The sequence below is a fragment of the Polyangiaceae bacterium genome (assembly GCA_020633205.1).
Taxonomy (GTDB): domain Bacteria; phylum Myxococcota_A; class Polyangia; order Polyangiales; family Polyangiaceae; genus JAHBVY01.
This window is the reverse complement of sequence record JACKEB010000010.1, coordinates 887,763-908,436: the sequence shown is the minus strand read 5'-3', so window position 1 is coordinate 908,436 and position 20,674 is coordinate 887,763. Positions and strand designations below refer to the sequence as shown.

At 64.3% G+C, this 20,674-nt stretch carries 18 protein-coding genes and 1 pseudogene; 10 read left to right on the top strand and 9 right to left on the bottom strand.

Annotated features, from left to right (window positions below; translation table 11 throughout):
- Positions 1 to 18 precede the first annotated feature (18 nt).
- Positions 19 to 1,965 (bottom strand): protein kinase, encoded by a 1,947-nt coding sequence (locus tag H6718_03715; protein MCB9584474.1) that lies wholly within the window; start codon positions 1,963 to 1,965, stop codon positions 19 to 21.
- Positions 1,966 to 2,021: 56 nt separating this feature from the next.
- Between H6718_03715 and H6718_03710 the strand changes: the two genes are divergently transcribed.
- Complete coding sequence (locus H6718_03710) at positions 2,022 to 2,924, top strand: hypothetical protein (GenBank protein MCB9584473.1); 903 nt, start codon at positions 2,022 to 2,024, stop codon at positions 2,922 to 2,924.
- A gap of 21 nt (positions 2,925 to 2,945) precedes the next feature.
- Here the strand turns inward: H6718_03710 and H6718_03705 are convergent, their stop codons facing one another.
- Together H6718_03705 and H6718_03700 are read right to left on the bottom strand one after the other, a co-directional pair.
- Positions 2,946 to 3,923: an NAD(P)H-quinone oxidoreductase gene (locus H6718_03705; protein MCB9584472.1), complete on the bottom strand. Its 978-nt coding sequence runs from the start codon at positions 3,921 to 3,923 to the stop codon at positions 2,946 to 2,948.
- 59 nt (positions 3,924 to 3,982) lie between these two features.
- Positions 3,983 to 4,867, bottom strand: coding sequence for an ROK family protein (locus tag H6718_03700; GenBank protein ID MCB9584471.1), 885 nt, complete (start codon positions 4,865 to 4,867; stop codon positions 3,983 to 3,985).
- A 146-nt stretch (positions 4,868 to 5,013) separates the two neighbouring features.
- On the opposite strand from H6718_03700, the gene H6718_03695 reads away from it, so the two are divergent.
- Positions 5,014 to 5,955, top strand: coding sequence for a CHAD domain-containing protein (locus H6718_03695; protein ID MCB9584470.1), 942 nt, complete (start codon positions 5,014 to 5,016; stop codon positions 5,953 to 5,955).
- On the opposite strand, the gene H6718_03690 is transcribed toward H6718_03695, so the two are convergent.
- From H6718_03690 to H6718_03675, 4 genes and pseudogenes are all read right to left on the bottom strand, one after another.
- Positions 5,930 to 7,060: an acyl-CoA dehydrogenase family protein gene (locus H6718_03690; GenBank protein MCB9584469.1), complete on the bottom strand. Its 1,131-nt coding sequence runs from the start codon at positions 7,058 to 7,060 to the stop codon at positions 5,930 to 5,932. The two genes, H6718_03695 and H6718_03690, sit on opposite strands and share 26 nt — an antisense overlap.
- A gap of 183 nt (positions 7,061 to 7,243) precedes the next feature.
- A complete protein-coding gene (locus H6718_03685) occupies positions 7,244 to 7,645 on the bottom strand; it encodes a hypothetical protein (protein MCB9584468.1) in 402 nt (133 codons plus the stop codon).
- A 97-nt stretch (positions 7,646 to 7,742) separates the two neighbouring features.
- Positions 7,743 to 8,615: pseudogene (locus H6718_03680) on the bottom strand (DMT family transporter).
- 155 nt (positions 8,616 to 8,770) lie between these two features.
- Positions 8,771 to 9,241, bottom strand: a complete 471-nt coding sequence (locus tag H6718_03675) for a hypothetical protein (protein MCB9584467.1) — start codon at positions 9,239 to 9,241, stop codon at positions 8,771 to 8,773.
- Positions 9,242 to 9,318: 77 nt separating this feature from the next.
- On the opposite strand from H6718_03675, the gene H6718_03670 reads away from it, so the two are divergent.
- Both H6718_03670 and H6718_03665 read left to right on the top strand, forming a co-directional pair.
- Entirely contained in the window at positions 9,319 to 10,167 is an 849-nt protein-coding gene (locus tag H6718_03670; GenBank protein ID MCB9584466.1) for an endonuclease/exonuclease/phosphatase family protein, read from the top strand.
- A 153-nt stretch (positions 10,168 to 10,320) separates the two neighbouring features.
- Positions 10,321 to 10,479 carry a hypothetical protein gene (locus tag H6718_03665; protein ID MCB9584465.1) on the top strand — a complete coding sequence of 53 codons (159 nt, stop codon included), beginning with the start codon at positions 10,321 to 10,323 and terminating at the stop codon, positions 10,477 to 10,479.
- Between the two features lie 66 nt (positions 10,480 to 10,545).
- Here the strand turns inward: H6718_03665 and H6718_03660 are convergent, their stop codons facing one another.
- Complete coding sequence (locus tag H6718_03660; GenBank protein ID MCB9584464.1) at positions 10,546 to 11,892, bottom strand: membrane dipeptidase; 1,347 nt, start codon at positions 11,890 to 11,892, stop codon at positions 10,546 to 10,548.
- Positions 11,893 to 12,228: 336 nt separating this feature from the next.
- Between H6718_03660 and H6718_03655 the strand changes: the two genes are divergently transcribed.
- From H6718_03655 to H6718_03630, 6 genes are all read left to right on the top strand, one after another.
- On the top strand, positions 12,229 to 13,800 hold the full coding sequence (locus tag H6718_03655) for a protein kinase (GenBank protein MCB9584463.1): 1,572 nt from the start codon (positions 12,229 to 12,231) through the stop codon (positions 13,798 to 13,800).
- Between the two features lie 175 nt (positions 13,801 to 13,975).
- Positions 13,976 to 15,034, top strand: a complete 1,059-nt coding sequence (locus H6718_03650) for a hypothetical protein (GenBank protein MCB9584462.1) — start codon at positions 13,976 to 13,978, stop codon at positions 15,032 to 15,034.
- A complete protein-coding gene (locus tag H6718_03645) occupies positions 15,034 to 15,831 on the top strand; it encodes a hypothetical protein (protein MCB9584461.1) in 798 nt (265 codons plus the stop codon). Before H6718_03650 ends, H6718_03645 begins: the two co-directional genes overlap by 1 nt.
- 166 nt (positions 15,832 to 15,997) lie before the next feature.
- Complete coding sequence (locus tag H6718_03640) at positions 15,998 to 17,284, top strand: hypothetical protein (protein MCB9584460.1); 1,287 nt, start codon at positions 15,998 to 16,000, stop codon at positions 17,282 to 17,284.
- A gap of 615 nt (positions 17,285 to 17,899) precedes the next feature.
- Positions 17,900 to 18,592, top strand: a complete 693-nt coding sequence (locus tag H6718_03635) for a TetR family transcriptional regulator C-terminal domain-containing protein (protein MCB9584459.1) — start codon at positions 17,900 to 17,902, stop codon at positions 18,590 to 18,592.
- Positions 18,593 to 19,189: 597 nt separating this feature from the next.
- Positions 19,190 to 19,783 (top strand): hypothetical protein, encoded by a 594-nt coding sequence (locus H6718_03630; protein ID MCB9584458.1) that lies wholly within the window; start codon positions 19,190 to 19,192, stop codon positions 19,781 to 19,783.
- On the opposite strand, the gene H6718_03625 is transcribed toward H6718_03630, so the two are convergent.
- Positions 19,765 to 20,631: a 1-acyl-sn-glycerol-3-phosphate acyltransferase gene (locus tag H6718_03625; protein ID MCB9584457.1), complete on the bottom strand. Its 867-nt coding sequence runs from the start codon at positions 20,629 to 20,631 to the stop codon at positions 19,765 to 19,767. The two genes, H6718_03630 and H6718_03625, sit on opposite strands and share 19 nt — an antisense overlap.
- Positions 20,632 to 20,674: the final 43 nt, after the last annotated feature.

The following is a 20,674-nucleotide window of genomic DNA, read 5'->3' as shown; positions in this document are numbered from 1 at the left end:
GCGAGACAAGACAGAACACTAGCTCGGGGCGAAGCGCGCCTTGACCGAGTCGAAGCTCAGACTCACCCAAGCGTAGACGGTGTATGGCAGGCCCACGCCCGTGAGGGAGACCAGGCTCGCGTACACCAAGCTAGACCAACGCGCCCACGGCGCGCGCCTGTAGAGCCCCCAGGCGTTCAGCGGCGTCCAAAGGATACCAAGCCCGTGCATCACCAGGCCGATGATGAGGATGGGTGGTGTGTCCAAGGAGCCATCTTCGTTGCCAAAGCGCAGGAACTCGAAGCTCACCCAGAACAATCCGAGGTGCAACAGCCAGAGGCCGATCTGCACGAGGGTGTTGATCATCAGGTGCACCTGGCCTTTCACCACGGAATCAGCTCGCAGTGGAGCCCGCGTGGTTTGCACCTGCGAAAACAGCCGCACGACGCCAGGCCGCGTCAGGCTGAAGATGGCGTAGCCAGCGTAGGGCAGCCCCAGGATCGAGAAGGCCGAGAACCCGGCGTAGAGTATCGTCGAGATCCGCGCCCAGGCCTTGCGTCGCCAGAGCCCGATCGCGTTGAGCGGTGCCCACAGCACGCCGAGCAACATCCAGGTCCCCCAATAGAGCGAATAGGTCACGATCGCGCTATCGGTGAAGGTGAGGGGAGGCTCATCAACCCACTCATCGTCCGCCGGGTCGTCCGCGAGCGGGTCCTCATCGAGCGGCTCGTCGTCCTCCGGGTCGACCTTCTCAGCTTCGCGCGCGCTGTCTCGAGCCGCGCCCTTGGGGGGCAGGGCGTCGATCCGCAGCGCAGCGAGCTGCGTTGCCCGTGGCGTTTCCGTGGGGCGAACTAGGACGCTCTCGGCGGATTGGGGCGGATCCATCAGGTTCGGGTCGAGCCATAGCTTCACCCCGGCCCAGATCATCACGATCAACCAGAAGCCGTGAAGCACGGTCCAGCCGCCGAGTAGGATCGCGTTTGCGGTGACGTGCGCGCTCGCGTTGACTCCGCTGCCGCCCTCGAGTTCGGCGACGAGGGCAGACAAGTCCGGATAGCGAGTCGCCGGATCGTGAGCGAGGGCCCGTTGCAGCACGGCGCGCAGCCAGTCGGGGATGCTTGCCGGGAGCTCCGGAGCTGCCCCCGAAGGGGACAGCGTGGCGCCGAGTGATTCCGCGAGGCAGAGCGCGAAGCTGTATTGGTCCGATGCGACGCTCGCCGTGCCTGCGCGCTGTTCCGGGGCCATGTAGGCCGGCGTCCCGGCAATTTCTCTCGCCGCATCACCCACAGAGAAGGCCAGACCGAAATCCGTGACCAAGACCCGCTCATCGGTCGTGACCAGCAGGTTTTGCGGCTTGAAGTCGCGGTGGACGAGACCTTGGGCGTGCGCCGCAGCCAAGCCAGCACCGGCTTGGCGGAACACGTCGAGCAGGCGTTCGAGGCTTGGTTTGGTCAGCGCCCGCCAGCGGTCCAGGGTAACGCCGTCGACGAGTTCCATTGCGATGAACACGCGCCCATCGGCCTCACCCACGTCGAACACGGGGATCACATTGGGGTGCTTCAGTGAGGCGACCGTACGCGCTTCGGCAAACAACCGCTCGCGCGCCTCGGGGGTCGCCGCCAGTTCGGGACGCAGTAGCTTCAGCGCGACGCTGCGCTCGAGCGCCGGGTCCCACGCGGAGAACACCAGCCCCATACCCCCGGCGCCAATACCGTGATCCACGCGGTAACGGCCCAGATAGTGTCCCGGTTGCGGCTCCAGGCTCTCGACGGCACGCTCGCTGGCGGGGCCCGCTTCGATTCGCTGAGCGCGACTGATGAACGCCTCTCCGAGGAGTTGCACGACCCCGCTACACTCAGCGCAGTGCTCCAGGTGGGCCTCGATCTCCCGTCGCTGGGCGTCGCTCGCACCCCCCTGGACGAAGGCGCCAAGGGCGTTTTCGTCGGGGCAGCGTAGAGGCTGCGTTAGTTCGGAGGCGTCGGCCATGGCGCTGGCGGGTTTGCCGCGCGGGTGCGGCAGCGACCTCGGCTATACTAAACGCCGTGAGCTTTTCCCGCACTCTGGCTGCGAGGCTCCTCGGCGAAGAGCCGGAGCGAGCCGGCCCCCGCGACGTTGCACTCGAGCAGGATCTCGCTGGCTTTTGGTCGGAGTGCGTCGCTGCCTGGCCTGAGCTCGAGGGCCAGGCGGAGGTCTTCGCGGAACACGTGGCGGAGCGCCTGCTCAGTTCCGGGACTGATCGCGAGGCGTTGGATGGAGTTGCTTTCGCCGACTTGGGGCTGGCCTTCTTGGCGCTACAGGGTGAGCCACGGGCGCTGAAGGACTTGAGCAAGCGCGCGCAGCGCATCGCGGCTCGGGTGGCTGCGCGAGGCGCTGGACCCGATCTCGACGAGCTGATGTTCAGCCTGGAGGGCAAGCTCTTCGATCCCATCGACAGCAAGCTCGCGAACTTTTCTGGCAGCGGCGAGCTGGACGGGTGGCTCAGCGTCTTGGTGACTCGAACTTGGCTGAACCTGAAACGCGATCGACGCGAGGTGCCTCAGGAGGCGGTCGCGGTTCACGTCGAGCCGGAGTCGAGCCTCCTGGGGCATGGGGGGGGGAGGAGCGACGCCCAGGATCCCGAGCTGGCCTATTTGAAGGAACTGTACAAAGAACAATTCCGTGCGGCTTTTACACGGGCTGCTGCGAACCTAGAGCCCGAACAACGCAACGTGCTGCGTGCCTACTACGGGCAAGGTTCGAGCATTGACGTCATCGCTGCGGGCAGGGGAGTACATCGCGCCACCGCGGCGCGACGCGTAGGCCAGGCGCGTGAGCAGCTGTTGAGCGAGACACGTCGCTTGCTCATCGCAGAGCTGAACCTGTCGAGGAGCGATCTCGAGAGCGTGATGCGGCTGATTCAGAGTCAGCTGCACCTGACGCTCTCGCGCGTGTTCGCTGAGAGCTGAGGCCGCCAAGGACTGGAGTGGTCAGCGCAGCTTGAGGATGATCTTCCCGGAGTTTGCGTTCTGCTCCATGCGCTCGTGAGCTTGCTGCGCTTGGACTAGCGGGAACACCTCGTCGAGCACTGGCTTCAGATCGCCAGTGGGGAAATGCTGCAGGTTTTGACTGATGAACTGCTGGGTGATGCGGATCTTGTCGGCCAAGGGGCGCGAGCGCATCACCAGGCCGAGGATCTGATGGCGCTTCATCAAGAGCAGTCCGAGGTTCACGTTCGCCGTCGCTCCACCCAATACGCCGATCACCACGCAGCGCCCCCCGATTGCCAGGCATTTGGCGTGCTTCTCCCAGTAGCTGCCACCGACGAAATCGAGCACCAGGTTCACGCCACCGGGAGAGAACTTCTTGGCCTCCTCGGCGAAGTCCTGGGTTTTGTAGTTCACGCACAGATCCGCACCCAGGCGCTTCACGAGTTCGAGCTTCGTGTCGGAGCCTGCGGTGGCGATCACCTTGCCGCCCGCCAGGTGGGCGAGCTGCACGCCGGCGGAGCCGACTCCACCTGCAGCGGCGTGCACGAGCACCGTTTGCCCGGCTTCGAGGCCGCCAAGGCCAAACAGGCCCTCCTGCGCAGTCAGAAAAGCTTCGGGGATCGCAGCGGCTTCCTCGAAGCTCATGCCCCCGGGGATCGGGATCGCCATATCCTCGTGGATCACGACGTGCTCTGCGTAACCACCGCCAGGCAACAGGGCCATCACGCGATCGCCGTGCTTGAGCTTGGTCACCCCTGGGCCGACAGCATCGACGACCCCTGAGCACTCGAGGCCCAAGATCTCCGTCTCACCTTTCGGCGGTGGGTACATGCCGCGGCGCTGGAGCAAGTCGGCGCGATTCAGCGCGGTAGCGTGCACCGCGAGGCGAACCTGGCGCTCACCCGGGGCAGGCGTTTCAACCTCCCGCACTTCGAGCACTTCGGGGCCACCAAACTCGCGGATCACGATCGCTTGCATGGCTCCGGGTATAGTGGCGCGCGCTCTGGCTCGCTAGCCCTCTCGGGATCGCTCAGGTTTTAGGCGTCGACCAGGTGCGCCGCGCCGACCAAACCTGCTGCGTCCCCGAGCTTCGACTGCAACAGCGGCACGCTGACCAGCGGCTCGGCGTACGCGCGCCGACGCATTGCCGAGCGAATGCTCGGCTCCACCAAATCGAACGAGCGCGAGATCCCACCAGTGAAGACGATGGCGTCCAGATCCAGCACGACCTGGATCCCGTTCAATGCCTCGCCAAGCGCTTCGCCCATCATCTCGAATGTCTTGCACCCCGCCGTTTCCCCGCGGCGAGCGCTCTCGGCGATGTGGAGCACCTCGCTACCCTCACCCCCGAGTTCGCGAAACTTGGCGAGCAGCGCATGGGTGCCGGCGTATGCCTCGAGTGTGCCAGCGAGACCGGCAGCGTCTTTGGGAGCGCTCGGAGAGCGATCGATTTGCAGGTGCCCAATCTCACCGGCGAAGCCATGGCTGCCACGGCGTAGCTTGCCGTCCAGGACCAACCCGCCGCCCACGCCGGTGCCTAGCGTCACCATGAGAAAGCTCGGGTACTCCGCGCCCCAGCCGTGGAGCGCCTCACCCAGCGCGGCCACCGTCGCGTCGTTCTCCACCACCACGGGGCACCCGACTCGACGCTCGAGCTCCTGCTGAATGTTGACGCCCGCAAAGCCAGGCACGTTTGGCAACTGCCAGCAGGCGCCGGTGCCATCGACTTCACCCGGGATCGCGAAACCAACACGGGTCGGCGTGGTGGTAAGCGCACGCACTGCGCGCGCCACGGCGTCGAGCACGTCGCTTGGACTCGCCCCCGCGTTCGTGTCGACGGTCTCGCTCCGCAAGATGCGCGCGCCTTCAACGATCCCCGCTTTGATGCGGGTTCCCCCCATGTCCACGCCGATGTTGCTCATTTGTAGTACCGTCTTCGACCAATCGTCACACAACGCAGACGGATCGACCTTTGCCTTCTGATATTCGACAAGGGACAGCTGTTCAACCTCGCGCGCCGATGGTCAACGAAACCGACGCACAAGCGACATCGTCAAAGGCTGGGCTTTTGAAGCAAACCCCCGAGGACTCTGTGCTGATCGCTCCCGAGAACCGCGACTACGAGCGCCACCTGCGCACCTACGTGGCACGGCACGCGGGGGCTCTGTTCAGCAACTGGGATTTCGAGAGCGCGAGCGATCCGGTGGAGGCCATCCACGACCTGCGCGTCGCGTCGCGCAGGCTGCGCGCGTTGCTCGAGGTGCTGGGCTTCTTGGTGCCGGAGCATGTCGCCAAGCGGCGACCGCTGAGAAAGGTCACTCGGGGCGCGGGCGCGCTACGCGAATGGGATGTCAATTCCGAATACCTCGCGGAAATGATTGAGCGTTCAGCCTCGCACTTGGAGGCAGCGGCGCTGGAGCACGTCGCCGTGCGCGTGGACGAGCATCGCGCCGATGAACGCAAGGCCACGAGCAAGCGCCTTGGGCGACTCTCACCCGAACGCATCCAGAGGGGACTGCACGAGCTCGTCGAGAGCCTGGTACGTGCGGTACTGGTCGCACCCCTCGACGAGCTGGGGCGCGCAGCGCTTGAGCCTCGAACCGAGGCGCTGCTCACGTCGCTACCGGACGCCAAAGCAGACGTTGCTGGCGAGCACCTCCACCAGGTCCGAATCCACATCAAGCGCTTGCGCTACGCCGTGGAGCTGCTGGCGCCGCTGCTCGGCGAGGGTTACGCCAGCATTCACAAGCAGCTCAAGGGGCTGCAGCAAGACCTGGGACGCCATCACGACCTGTTCGTGTTGCAGGGCGTTCTGCTGGCAGAGCGCGATTTCCTGAACACTCAGGGGCGCAAGCACCTGGTGATGGGCCTCGCCGGGCCGCTTCATCACGTCGCTGCGGAGCAGCGCGAGTTGGCCGAAGCCTTTCTTCGCGGAAGCGAGAGCTTCAATCCAGAGGCCTTTCGTCAGCTCATGCTGGACTCGCTCAAAGGCCCAGCTGCTTTGCGATGATCTCGTTCATGATCTCCGTGGTGCCACCGCCGATGGGTAAGATGCGTGCGTCCCGGGAAAGCCGCTCTACGCGCGTCTCTCGCATATAGCCCATGCCACCGAAGACCTGCACTGCCTCGTAGCAAACTTCCTGAGCTACCTGGCAGGCGAAGTTCTTCGCCATGCTGACCTCTCCCACGAGGTATTCCCCCGCGGCAACGCGCTTGGCGACGTCCCAGTTGAAGGTCTTTGCCGCTTGCACTTGCGTCGCCATGTGGGCGAGCTTGTGGCGCGTCACCTGAAAGCCTACGAGCGGCTTACCAAACGCTTGGCGCTCCTTCGCATAGGCGATGGCATCTTTCAGGCAGATCTCCGCAGTCGCGTGGCCATAGAACGCCAACGAGAGCCGCTCGTTCTGGAAGTTCTGCATGATCGCCAGAAAGCCCGACCCTTCATCCCCAATCCGGTTGGCGACGGGCACACGCACTTCGTCGAACGCTAGCTCCGCAGTGTCGCTTGCCCACCAGCCGGTTTTGTTCAAAGCCCGGCTCACGCTGAACCCCGGCATGCCGCGTTCGACGACGAAGAAGGTCAGACCACCGTGGGGGTCGGGCCCCGTCCGAGCTAGCACTGACACGTAGTCTGCGCGTACACCGCTGGTGATGAAGAGCTTCGAGCCGCTCAGGACATAGTGGTCTCCGTCTCGCACGGCTTTGGTGCGAATGCCTGCGACGTCGCTGCCTGTCCCAGGCTCCGTGATACCGAGGGCGGCGATTTTCTCGCCACTCAGTACCGGCGGCAGAAACCGCTGCTTTTGCTCTTCGTTACCCAAGTTGAGGATGGGGGGGAGGGCGATCCCCAAGGAACCAATACTGGCGAGCAAGCCACTCGAACCACCCTCGAGCAGCGTCTCTACGCTGATCAAGCTGTGTAGCAGATCCCCGCCGCCGCCGCCGTATTCCTCGGGGAAACTCACACCCAAGATGCCAGCTTCCGCGGCCTCGGTGTAGAGCTCGCGGGGGAAGGTCCCCGCTTCCTCCCACTCCACGACGTGAGGCGCGATGCGTTCACGCGCGAAGCGTAGACAGGTCTCGGCGAAGAGCTTGTGGGATTCGTCCAAGGGCATCCCACAAGGTCTTAGCAGGTCACTAGCCGCCGGGAAATCTGGCCCAGAACACCGTGCAAGTGTCGCTGGTTCCGCGTTCCAGCGGTGGCGTTGCTCTAGCGGTGCGAACGCCGCGTCCCCAGCAGCACGCGGTTCTCAGCAACGCGGCGTTCTTGGCAGCGCAGCGTCCTCAGCAACGCAGCGTCAGTGGCACTTGGCGTAGTTGACGTTCGCCACCACCGCTTGGCCACCGCCTGTGCAGTTGGCGGACACCGTGCCCTCGATGTTGGCAATGTCGTTGATCTTGGTGTTCGTCTTGTTGACGGTGAGACTGCCGCAGTCTTCACCCACGAGCGTGCCGATGCTCTGCCCTTTGGTGAAGTGGAACAGGCGAAAGCCGCCCTCCGGCTTCCCAACGAAGCGAACCTGATTACCGCCACTGTCGAAGAACATCACTCCCGAGAACGGTGGAGAATTGGCCTCGCCGGATCGGCACTCGGCGATGTCAAAGGCGGCGCCGTTGACGGTGATACTGCCTGAGCTCTCGCTCTTACAGGCCAGTAGTGCTGCCCCCAAGACGCAAACGCTGGCTACGATTGTCCTCATACTACAGCGCTTATCACGCGCGTTTCTCTGCTGGAAGACTTCCCAGTGCCTTCCGCTCGCGGGGCAAGTTCGACTGTCGAGGGCGTGCGGCGTGGAATCAGCGGATCGATTTCGCCGCAAGTCGAGTTTGACTTGCGGAAAGCCAGCCGCGAGCTGCACTCGAGCCCAACACCAGGAGACCACCCAGGATCGACCAAATCCCGGGAACCTCGCTCTGGAGCCAGTATGCCCACACCGGGCTCAAGCTCGGCTCGAGCAGGATCAAGAGAGACGCCTCGAGTGCCGGCACATGACGAAACCCCAATGTGAGGCAGAAATACGCGAGGCCGATCTGTACGGCGCCGAGGTAGCCGATCGCCAACCAATCCGCGAGATGTGTTTCCGTGAGGGGAAGCGCTGCATCGGAGCTGAGGGCCCAGGGCAGACACACCAGTCCGGCGATTAGGTTGCCCGAAACGACGGCCGTGAGCCCTTCGACCTTCTTCGCGCTCAGGCCACGAAGTCCCATCAAGGTGCCGGCCCAGCACACGCCGCTCACCGTCGCGAGCACATTGCCGAGCACGGGATTGGGTGCGCTCGCCTGGGGTCTTCTCTCGAGAAAGAACAGTCCGAGGCCGCAGGCGATAGTGACGATGAAGAGCAGATCGCTTCGCCGTACTGGTTCGCGCAGCAGAAACGGTGACGCGACCAATACGTAGAGCGGCGCTGCTGATTGCAGGAAGATCGAGTTGGCTGCGGTGGTAAGCTTGTTGGCCAGGACGAACAGCACCATGCAGGCGGCGTACACCACGCCAACTGCCAGGCTCGCCGGGCGGTACCCTCGCCGCGCTCGGGGCAAGAACAAGAGCAGCGCGAGCGCGGCGACCAGCGAGCGAAAGCTCGCTACCTGCATGCCCGAGAGCTGCGTCGCCTTGATGGCGGCACCCCCGGTCGAGAACAGGATCGCAGCGGCGAGGATGCACAGCCTCGCGAGTCCGGGGCCGACGCGCCCACCGTCGGGCTCTGGTTCAGCCCCGGGGGTTTCGTTGAGGGCGCCGCTGGCACGGGTCACGGCGTCGCTATATCACGGGGTTCCCCCAGGTCACGACGCCGCTGACATTGCGCTTCGGGCGTGGCGCTTCAGGCCTAGCGTCCGCGCTTGGTGCGGCGCGCGGGTTTGGGGGCATCGCTAGCAGCGGCGCTTGGTGCAGCACTCGCCTGACTGTCGCGCAGGCTCTCCGCTAGCCGTTCCTCCAGGTCTTTCCGTGAGGATCTTCGCTCCTCGAGCACGGCCTCGATGCGCCGGTTGGCTTCGAAGTCATCCGCCAAGACGTCCGCCGCCGCGAAGCCGATGCGCTCGATCTCGGCACCGAGACGCTCCTCCAGACGCTTGCGTACCGCGGCGCGCAGCAGCTCCACCACGACCTCCTTGGCGACACCAGACGCAGCTCCGAGCAGCATCCGAGTCGGCTCGAGGTCCAGGAACTCGCTGCCTGCTGGCCCGCGGTCGCGGCGCTCCCCGTCGCGGCTCCCCCCGTCGCGGTGATGGTGGTCATCGTGGTGGTGATGCCCGTCGTGGTGATGATGATGGTGATCGTCGTGGTGGTGTCGGCTCATGCTGTCCTCTAGAGAAGCGTATCCTAAGACCAGTCCGACTGCTGTAGGCTCTCGCCACGATGGACCGTGAACTCAAGGTGTTGACGCTGAACATCTGGAACAAATCTGGGCCGTGGGCGCAGCGAGCGGAGCTGATTCGTCAAGGTCTTGCTGAGCTCGCTCCGGATGTCGTCGGGTTGCAAGAGGTGCTTCAGCTCGAGGGGCGCGCGGGAGATCCTGAGGGCGATCAGCTCGCCGAGCTCAACGCGCGCCTCGGCTACCACGCTGCCTACGCGAAGGCCGCTGACTTCGGTGGGGGCTTGCAGTTTGGTAACGCGCTGCTCAGCCGTTTCCCGATCTTGGAGCACACCCGGATCGCACTGCCTGACTGCGATAGCGGCGAGCAGCGGAGCGCGCTCTACGCGCTGGTGCAACACCCCCACGGGCCGTTGCCGGTGTTCGTTACGCACCTCAACTGGAAGCTTCATCAGAGCGATGTGCGCCAGCGCCAAATCGCGAGCCTCGTGGACCACGTCTTTCGCCTGGCACCGCTAGACGAGCAGCGTCTTCCACCGATTGTGATGGGCGACTTCAACGCCGAGCCGGACTCTGACGAGATGCGCTTCATGAGGGGCCTAACCACGCTCGATGGGCGCTCCGTCTACTTCACTGACGTCTGGGTGTTCGCCGGGAGCGACGCTGAGCGTCGCGCCAGGGACGGCGCGCCGGGCTACACCTTCGATTCACGGAATCCCTATGCAGCGCTGGCTCACGAGCCGCCGCGGCGTATCGACTATATCTACGTGCGGGGCCCTGATCGTAAGTTCCGTGGGGAACCGATTGACGCTCGCGTGGTGTTCGACGCGGAGGACCCAGCGGCGACTGGTGTGTGGCCAACGGATCACTTTGGTGTCTTTTGTCGGCTCCACGTGGCACCTCGTGAATAGCCTCGGTCGTTGGACCCTGGCTTGGGCCTAACGGCGAGAGCGCCTGTGAGTTGTGCGGCGACGCGTGGGTCGAAGTCCGGAGCCTCCCCAGCGCGCAAACGGTCCTTGCGCTTTTGCCTTGGTAGGCGCCCGCAGCCGTGTTCCCATGCAGCCATGAAGCGCCTGATGTTGGGATTGGCCGTCTGCTTTTTGCTCGCGGCTTGTGACAAGGACAAGCCCGCGGCTCCTGCTGCCAGTGCGGAGCCGGCGAAGCCCGCTGCAGCCGCGCCCGCGGCATCCGCGAAGCCGGCTGACGACGAAGGTGGCTGGTAAGCGAGGCTCCATCACCCCCTCCCTTGCGTCGTGATTGCGCTGCAGGGGGCGGGCGAGCTTGGCGGCTCAGGGCTTTCGCTGGGCAGCGGCGTAGTCTTCGGTTTTTTGCCAGACTCGGAGCACATTGCCCGAGCACAGCTTTTCGATGTCCGCGTCGCTCCAGCCGCGTTCGATCAGCACCTTGATCAGGTTCGGATAGGCGGAGGCGTCTTCGAGACCGATTGGGAGCGTGTCGCCAACCCCATCGAAGTCAGACCCCAGGCCCACGTGATCGACTCCGGCGATTTTCACGACGTGCTCGACGTGATCAGCGACCTGCTCCACGGTGGCGCGCTTGATCGGGTGCGTCTTCCAGAAGTCTTCTGCGAACGCCGAATAGGCAGACGTGCCATGCACTAGGTGTTTGGCCTTCGCCTGTACGCCCAAGACGTTCCAGAGTTTCGAACTCTGCTTGCGTGCTTCGTCGTCGATGAAGCCCGAGCCGAAGTTGATCTGAATCACGCCGCCTGCTTTCGCCAGCGCCTGGATCATCTCGTCGGACATGTTGCGCGGCCAGTCGGGGGTGTAGTGACGGCAGCTCGAGTGGCTCGCGATGGCTGGCACCTTGCTCAGCGCCATCACCTGCCAGAACGCGTCGTCGGAGATGTGGGAGACGTCGATCATGATGCCGACGCGGTTCATCTCCTTGACGACTTGCTTGCCGAACGCGCTCAGTCCCTTGTTCACGTGGCGGTCGTCGTACGACGAATCAGAGATGTGATTGTCTTTGGAGTGGGCGAGGGTGATGTAGCGGATGCCCCGCTTCTGAAAATACTCGACGTTGCTGAGCTTGCCTTCGATCGGCGAACCGTTCTCCATGCCCATCGGCAGCGACACTTTTCCCGCCTGGAAATTCGCTCGGACTTCGGCTGGCGATTTCGCCAACGCGAATTTGTCGCTGTGGGTGCGCGCGAGGTTCTCCACCATGTCGATGAGCTCCTCCGCGTGCTTGTACGCGCCGTTGCGCTCGTAGCGGGCGGCGACGTAGATGCTCATGAACGGAGCATCGAGACCACCTTCGCGCGCCCGCGGGTAGTCGAAGTTGCCCTCATCCGTCTTCTCAGAGACATCCGCTACTGGCTTGCCGTCCTCCTTCTGCGAGAACAGTCGGTGCGGGACGTCGACATGGCCGTCGAGGATGATGAACCGCTTCGCCAAATCCGCCGCGTGCTCTTCTGGCGTCGGCGGAGGAGGTGGCGGCGCGTCCGGCGCGTGCATGCTGGCTTCAGGTAGCGGGGTGGCCTCAGGCGCTGGAGGCGCGGGGTTGGCCGCCTGACTGGGCTGCCGCTCACATGCGCTCAGGCAAAGTGTCAGGCAACACGCGCCAATCGCAGAAAAGCCGGTGATAGCGCGCCGATTCGGGAGGCCTGGCATGCGCTGCACGCTCGCACGGACGCCGCTCAGAAGTAAACCGGTGCCTCGAGATCAACGTTCCCGATCGCCACGCCCGCCACGCGAAAGGAAACCCGCGTCGCTTGACGATGAAACCAGCTCCTGCCCCACTCGTTTGGAACACTCTTGGAGCGCCGCCTTGCGCACTCAGCGCCGCGGACCGATGCCTCTTTCATCCGAGAGAGGGGGCGCGGGTGTTCTTGGCCACGTTGCGCCGACATCACCCTACAGCGTCGAGGCTGGATCGTCGGTTAAACCTGGCAAAACGCCACCCCAGACGATCTTGTCAAGCGTCTAACCCGTATCCATGTGCATCCTATGTCGATCGATCAGTCAGCGAAGCTCACAGAGTCTGAAGAGCCAAGCGACGATCTCACCGGGTCAGGGGCCCGGCGCGTGGGGACGAGTATGAACACGGGCACGCCGGTCAAAGTTGGAGACGTCATCGCGGACAAGTACCGCGTGGAGCGTGTGCTCGGCATCGGAGGGATGGGCGTCGTCGTTGCAGCGATGCACCAAGTTCTCGATCAACAAGTCGCAATCAAGTTCCTGCTCCCGGAGTTTGCGGAACATCCTGAGGCGGGCGCTCGCTTCCAACGCGAAGCGAAGGCCGCCGTTCGCATCCAGAGCCAACACGTCTGCCGAGTGCTTGACGTTGGAGTGAGCGCGAGCGGCGCGCCCTTCATGGTCATGGAATACCTTGAGGGTCGTGATCTGGCTGACGAGCTCGAGCAGAACGGCCGCATGGATGTCGAGCGCGCCGTGGAGTACGTGTTGCAGGCGTGCGAGGCGCTGGCCGAGGCCCACGCCGCGGGCATTGTGCACCGTGACCTGAAACCGGCGAACTTGTTCCTCGCGGAGCGAACCGACGGCTCGCGCATCATCAAGGTCTTGGACTTCGGCATCTCGAAGGTAACTGACCAAGACGTGCGCTTGACCAAGACGTCGTCGGTCATGGGCTCACCCCAGTACATGGCGCCGGAACAAATGCAGTCCTCCAAGCAGGTGGACCAACGCACGGACATCTGGGCGCTAGGCGCGATCCTCTACGAGCTGCTGACCAACCAGGTGCCTTTTCGTGGGGAAACAGTACCTGAGATTTGCATCAACATCGTGAACACCGAGCCCACGCCCCTAGGTGAGTTGCGCCCGGAGCTGCCGCCAGGGCTGATCGCGATCGTGGAGTGCTGTCTGAAGAAGGACGCAGCGGATCGCTTCGACAACGTAGCCGAGATGGGCGCTGAACTGAGCCAGTTCGGACCACCGCTCAGCCACCTGTCTGTTGAACGCGCGTCCCGCGTTCTGAACACTGTAAACCTCGGCACTCCGCGCTCCGTTCTGCAAACTCAGGCGAGCTCCCCACGCGCGTCGCAACTGGACGTCTCTCCAACCGTCGCTTCCTACGCCGCTGTTCCCTCGCAGCAGTCGCAGAGCCGCCGACCGGCGCTGTTCGTTGCCGTGCTGCTCGCCGTGTTGGGAATTGGAGCTCTCGTGGCGTTCGCGGTCACGCGCTCTGCTGCCTCGGAAGGTCCCACGACGGGCGTCGAATCCGCTCAACCGGCGCAGCCAGCCCAAGCCTCTACCGTTTCCGTGGAGGCGGTTCCGGTAACTCCAGAGCCCCCGGCAGTTCAGGAACCCGCTGCGGAAGTCGCCGCTACGGGCGAGCCCGCGAGCGATCCGGCTCCCACCGCTTCGAGCGTCGACAGTGCGACCGAGCCCCCGAGCGCGGTGAAAGCCAAGCCGGATAGTGCTCCCGCGGCGCCGCGTGCGACCACGGCGTCGACGGGTACGACGCCGTCGACGGGTACGACGCCGCCTCGCGCGACGAGCACACCCAAGCCGAAGCCGGCGAGTGACCTCGACATCAGCGGCTTCGGAGACCGAAAGTAGTTGGAATGCCGCCCCGGCTTTGCTTGTGTGGGGCAGGCGTTTCTCGCGAGCCACCCTCGCGACGCTTGGATTGGGATCGACGTATGAGGCTTGGTTTATGTTGAGTGGACGCCGCTGTCTGGGAGGCCACACCTGTCTTGGAAGCCGCAGGGGCTTCGGGAGCCGCGTCCGGCTGATGTTGGGCGTGCTCGCGCTGAGCTGCGCGAGTGGGAGCGTGCATGCGCAGTCTTCGGCGGCCGACAAGGCGGCAGCCGAAGCGCTCTTCGACAAGGGTAAGAAGCAGCTCAAGGACAAGGACTTCGACGCCGCTTGTCGCAGCCTGGAGGAGAGCCAACGCCTCGACCCTGGAGTCGGCACATTGCTCTACCTCGCGGAGTGCTACGAGCAATCGGGCAAGACGGCGAGCGCTTGGGCCACTTTCCGTGAGGCAGCAGCATTCGCGACCAAGTCGAATGACGCCAAGCGCGAGAAGATCGCCCGAGGTCGCGCGGAGCGCCTCGAAGCGAAGCTCGCGAAGCTGGTGGTGGAAGTCCCGGAGAGCGTGCGGGTCGACGGCATGCAGATCAGCCGTGACGGCGATGAGGTGAACTCGGCGTTGTGGGGGACCGCAATCCCGGTAGACCCAGGCGTCCACCAGATCAGCGTGACGGCCCCTGGCAAGCGCGACTACAAGGCCGAAGTTCAGGTGCCAGCGAACGGCAACGTGACGTTCGCCGTGCCCCCACTCGAGGACGCGCCGGCTCCACCGCCTCATGCCGAGCCGCCCCCCGAGAAGCCTGACGCTGCCGAGAAGCCCCCTGAGTCGGCACCGCCCGGTGCTGATGTGGGTGTGGACACTGAATCCGGAAGCGGACAGCGCACCCTTGGAATCGTAGTTGGGGTGGTGGGCCTGCTTGGCGTTGGCGCGGGCACCTTCTTCGGGTTGCAAGCCAGCTCGAAGAACTCGGAGGCCGATGACAACTGTCGCGGCGCTGACCCCACTCAGTGCAGTCAGAAGGGCGTTGATCTCGGCCAAGAAGCACAAGATGCCGCGACGCTCTCCACGATCGCTTTCGGAGTCGGCGCCTTGGCGCTGGCTGGCGGTATCGTGCTCTACGCCACGGCGCCCTCAGGGGACGAGAAGGCCGCCGGCGCGCGTCGGCGGAATGCGGCGCGCTTTCGCGGTGGCGAGCTCCGGCTCGCACCAGCCGTCGCCCCAGGGCATGCGGGCGTCTTCCTGGGAGGGCGTTTCTGATGGCCGCCACTAGGTTGCCGTCTGGGTCGAAGGGGAGGATTTCCTCGGGGCAACGCGCCGGCTTCGGGTTGCTCGTGCTGCTTGGTGGTGTTGCTTGCAGCAACCTCCTGGGACTCGAAGATCGCAAGCTCGATCCAACGTTCGACAACGGTGGCAGCGGCGGCGTCGGAGGCGCGGGGGGTACGTCAGGTGCCGGAGGCACTGCAGGCGGGGCAAGCGCCCTTTGCAACGAGTACTGCGACGAGGTGCTGACCAACTGTACCGGCGAGCTCTTGCAGTACCCAAACCGCGAACAGTGCCTTGCCATCTGCGCGGCCATCCCCGAGGGCGACGGTCCGACAGGAAACACAATGACGTGTCGCCTACAGCAGGCGATCAACGCCCGCACGAGCGGTGAACCGGTCGAGCACTGCTCTGCCGCGGGGCCTGGAGGTGCTAACGCGACCGGGCTCGCAATCTGCGGGACGAACTGCGAAGGCTATTGCGGGTTGATGGCCGACGTTTGCCCAGACGCCTTCGGTTCGATCGGCGCGTGTCTGCAAGAGTGCTCGGGCTTGCCCGATCTGGGCGGCTTCAATAGCGGCATCGACAAAGGCAACTCGGTGCAGTGCCGCCTGTGGCACGTCAGCGCTGCAACCCAAGCGGTGTTCCCCCACTGCGAACACGCCGCGGGGGCCCAACCGTGTGATCCCGGGACCGCCGGTCCCGGTGGTGCCGGCGGTTCGAGTAGCGGCGGCACGGGCGGAACCAGTGGCGGCGCAGGCGGCGCATCCGCGGGCGGTACCGGCGGCGCCTGAGCCGCGCGGGTAGCGCGCGGGGACCTGGGACTCAGCTGTGGGGCGCGACTTCGGAATCGCCGCCCGGCGCGTGACGAGTCCACATTTGCCGGCCGATGCTGCAACTTTTTGCTCATGTTGGACGGGTCACGTGGACACTCGACACGGAGGCTGCTAATCGGCCGAGATGAGCTTGGGACGCTTGTTCGGCCTAGCTGCATTCGCGCTGATTGCGTGTGAGGCAGCTGGTACTTCCAATGGGATTGGCAACGGCGGTAGCGCCGGGTCTGCTGGCAGCGGTGGCAGCACCGCGGGCAGCAGCGGCAGCGGGGCCAACGGAGGCACGACCTTCGATGGCGGCCTAGATGGCGGTGGGAGCGGCGGCTTCGACCCGGACGCGGCCTGCGCGGTCGCAAAGGAAGCGGCGAAGGTCGAGAAACTCCCCGTCGATATCATCTGGGTCGTCGATAACTCCGTGAGTATGGCCCCGGCCATCGATCAGGTGACGGCAGGCCTCAACAACTTCGCCACCAACATCGGCAACAAGGACCTCGACTACAAAGTCATCATGCTCAGCCTGCGCGGCGTGGGCGAGGTGACTTCAGGTCGCTACGGCGTGTGTATTCCGCAGCCTCTTGCTGGGGACAGCAACTGCGGCAACGGTACACACTTCTTCCAGTCGTCCATCGACATCAAGAGTGAGCAGCCCCTCGAGCAGTTCCTCGGCACTCTGGGTGACACCGCGAACTACCAGGTCGGCGACGCTCGTGGGCCCAAGACGCCGGCCGACGCCAACTGGCGCGCGGAGCTGCGACCCGAAGCCACGCGCACGATCGTGGTCGTCACCGACGACAACTCGCGGCTGACAGCCGATCAGTTCGAGACCTGGAAGGGCGGCGGAGGCTGGGCAACCGGCGTCTCAAGCAGCTCGATGTTGCCGAAGGGCATTCTCGACTCGAGTTGGAATGGCTTGTTCGATGACTACGTGTTCACCGGGATCTACGGCTGGGGCTCCGACACGGATCCAAGCGTGATTTGTAGCTACCCCGGTGGCGATCAACCACCGAAGTCCGGGGAGACATACACGGATCTAGTCACCCGCACCGGCGGCGTCCGCGCGAAGATCTGTGACGGTGCAAGCGCCTGGGGCCCATTCTTCGACTCCGTCGCGACCGCTGTCGAGTCGGGCGCGAAGATCAACTGCGTCTTGGACATTCCAACGCCCAGCACCGGCGACATCGACCCAAAGAAGGTCAACGTCGTGGTCAGTACGCCGAGCACCACCAACGACCTGTTCAAAGTGGGCGGTGCGAACGACTGCGATGCGAGCGGCGGCTGGTACTACGACAACGACACCACTCCAACTCAGGTTGTGTTGTGTCCCGCTTCGTGCGCCGACGCTCAAGCCGCGGTTCAGTCCCAGGGTGAGGGCAGCGTCGACATCTACTTCGGTTGCGAGACCCGCGTGAAGTGAGCGGAGCTACAGTCAGTTGACCTGAAGGGGGCCGCAGGGCCCCTTTCTGTTTTGTTCAGTTGCCAACAACCACCGCTGAGGGACAGTGCAGGGGCCGCGCGTTTTTTTTGGGGGGGGGGGGAGGCAAGACGTTTTCGCGTGGAAACAGATCTTGGGTCGCTGTTTCCTTCAAAGCTCTAGGACCGGACGGAAACGGCGGTTCTCCGACATGAGTGTTTGGTAGGTATTCGCCGCTGCAATGTCCGGGGAATGGCGCTTTTGGCGCGCTTCGGATTGGCGTTTCTGACGGCGATCGGCGAGAGGCGCGAGCACCCTGCTTTGCGAAAGCAGGTAGCGGACGTTAGCTTTCCGCTCGGAGACGGCGCACGATTCCAAGAACTGCACCGGGTGACACGCGCACAGATCCCATTTCGGGGAGTGAGGGCCGGTCGGCGGAGCGAGACCGATCATTTTTTTAGGTTTTCAGTCAAACGCCCGACTGGCGAGCTAGACGTGTGGAATCCCACGACATCTGAATCTTAGGCGGTTTTGGTCGTTACAGTGTGACGAGAACACTGCACGCCTATTTCGCTTCAGTTGTTCCGTCTTTCCAATTCTGGTGCACGCTCGGCCCCCATGGAGCACGACGCACCTGAAAACACCCAACGCCCCAAGACCCGCGGCGTCCCCGAGAGCCGAGCTTCGCGCCCCCGCGCTCAGGCCATTCTCAACGCCACCGCCAAGCTGATCGCCGACCGTGGCGTAGCTGAGACGACCGTCTCCGAGGTCGGTCGCGCGATGAACATGCGCAAGAGTGTCGTTCACTACTACTTCGAGAATAAGCAAGCGCTAGTGAACGCCGTGCAAGCCTTGGCCGAGCGCAAGTTGCTGACGCGAGTACAGGCAGCCCTCGAGCCGGCGGACGCGCACAAGCCGCGTGATTTCCGAAGCTTCCTGCGCCCGTTCTTCCGCGCCGCGCAGGGGGACAATGAGGACTTCGCGATGCGCCTGCAGTTCTGGGCCGAGTCTCGCCGCGAGAGCGACGTCCAGACCGGTGTGGGCGAGACCCGCAACCGTCTGCGCGACACCCTCGAAGCAGCAGTCGTGGAATCTCGTGCAGTTAGCGCTGATGAGACGGCGACCATTGCCTCCCTGGTCATGGCGGTCACCGACGGCCTGGCGCTTGCGGAGCTGCTCGACGGCGACCGCGCGAAGGCCAGCGAAGCCTACGAGCTGCTGCTGAAGCTGCTCGAGCTTGGCGCCCAAGAATCGCGCGTTTCCGTGGACAAGCCTTCGTCTTCGATGCGCGCCGCGACCATCACTGCGTGAGGCCCAAGCGGCTGAGTTGTTGCTGGTTCGCGCGGCCCAGCGCGTACCGCGAGTGACTCGGCTGAGCGTTCGCTCGAACGCGAGACCACCGCCGCCCAGCGGTTGAGTCTTAGCTTCTCGTCCCCAACCTACTGACCTCAACTGACCCTCAGACGGCCGCCCATCGGGCGGCCGTCTTGTTTTGTCGCAGCGCGTTGTTTCCCCGCGCAAACCGGAAGTCCGATCCGCTGCTACTGCATCCCCAGGGTACCGCCGTTCTGTTCTGCACGGATACGCAGACGTGTCCGGCCGCGTCGCGAGGTAGCGCAGTAAATATCAGCTAGACGGCAAGCCATGAACCGTAACCAGGAAGTGGGAAGTGTGACTTCTGATTCTGGTTTTGCCGTGGGGAACTACGCTTCTCCCGCGTACGACGAGGCGAAGACACATCCGTGAGGGACTGGAAAGTGCCCGATGTGTACCCGAATACGACTTGTCATTCTGGCAGTTCTCGCCGCGAGCCTTGGACAGGCTGACCCGCATGGCTCTCTCACCTGGTCGAAGCTGCCGAAAGATCCAGTTTCAGGCCTTGGCATGCTCCTCGCTTGGTCTGCTCGCGTGAGCCATTTAGAAGAAGCGCGCAGCAAAGCCGAGGAAACGCGCGGTCTCGGGCGCATTCTCGGACGCCTCAAGTCTCGCGCGACCGAGTCGCTGGCCAGTTCGCGTGGTCACTTGATGGGGGACGACCCAGCTGGCATGCGAGCTTGGTTTGCGCGTCTTCATTGGGTGTTGGTCGCCAGCGTGGCTACCTCCCAGCTCGTGACCTTTGGCGGTGGCGTCTCTCGCCTCGTTGCCCGAGATCCTGCGACGCCCACCGAGGTGCGACCAGCGCGGAAGCTCGCACGACCGACCGAACGCGTCGCAGCAGGCCAGCGTGCGCAGTGTGATGGGATCCGCCTCGGGGAGGTGTTGCTCGATGCCAGCGGAGCGCCGGTCTTCGCGACCTTGTCAGCCCGGGGGCAAGCTTACCAATTTCCGCGTAGAATTGGAGACCGCTTGGGAGGCAGCTGGACGCTCAGCAAGCTCAGTGTCGGCAAGGCGCCCGACGAACCAAATCACTTGGAGGCGCGGGTCGAGCTGAAGAGCCCAGATCAGAGCTGCGTGCTCGCCACGCAGCGCGTGCGTTCGGGACACTACTCCGCGGCACTCTGAGTGGCATCAGAGACCGTCACGGGGGACCCCCGCCGCGCTCTCACCCGAGCTCCGAGCTCTCGGATTGCTGACATGCAGCGCTCAGCGGCGTCTCGTTCAGCGTTGACCTTGGCGCGACGTGAACCGGCGGCCTTCGCCCGCAGATCGTCGAGCTCGATGTCAGGGCCGTACTCGATGTCGATGGGAAACGCCTCCGGCGACAGCCAGTTGCGCAAGGTCTCGAGGGCGAGGTTGCTCGACATACCGACGATGAAGATGGGGATCACACGAGCGCCCTTGGCTTCCAGGGCGACGCGGCCAACGCCGAACTGCACCGGCAAGAGCTCATAAGGATCAGGACCCTTGCCTCGCGTCCCCTCGGGATGGATCCCCACCACGGTCCCCGGGACTTGAAGCTCCTCCACGAGCCTTCGCAGCGCGAGCAGGTTGAACCGCAAATGCTTTCGATCACGGAACACCGGGGGATACATCATCATCCCGCTCATCAGCAGGTTCACCACGCCACCCAGCGCGTGCTCGTAGAAGAAGCTACTGCGAACGGGGAAGAACGCGCGCCGCCCGAGACGAGAACGAGTGACGTTGATGAACGTCACAACAAAGAAGTCGAAGAAGGAACGGTGGTTGGCAACCAACAGCACGCGGTCCTCTGGACCGAAACTCGCGAGCACGTCCTCTCCCTCCACGCGGTAGCGACGCCCCCCCGAGAACCACAGCATCGAGCGCATGAAGGTCGAGATCCAAAGCTCACTGACCCACTTCTGATCGCCTTGGAACGCGTCGGCGAAACGCAGCATGCGTCGCTCCCAGGGCGCAAACGCCGCGAGATCTTCTTCGGACCAACTCGCCATAGTTGGCAGTGTAGCCGCGCTTGCTGGCGCGCAGAACCTCCCC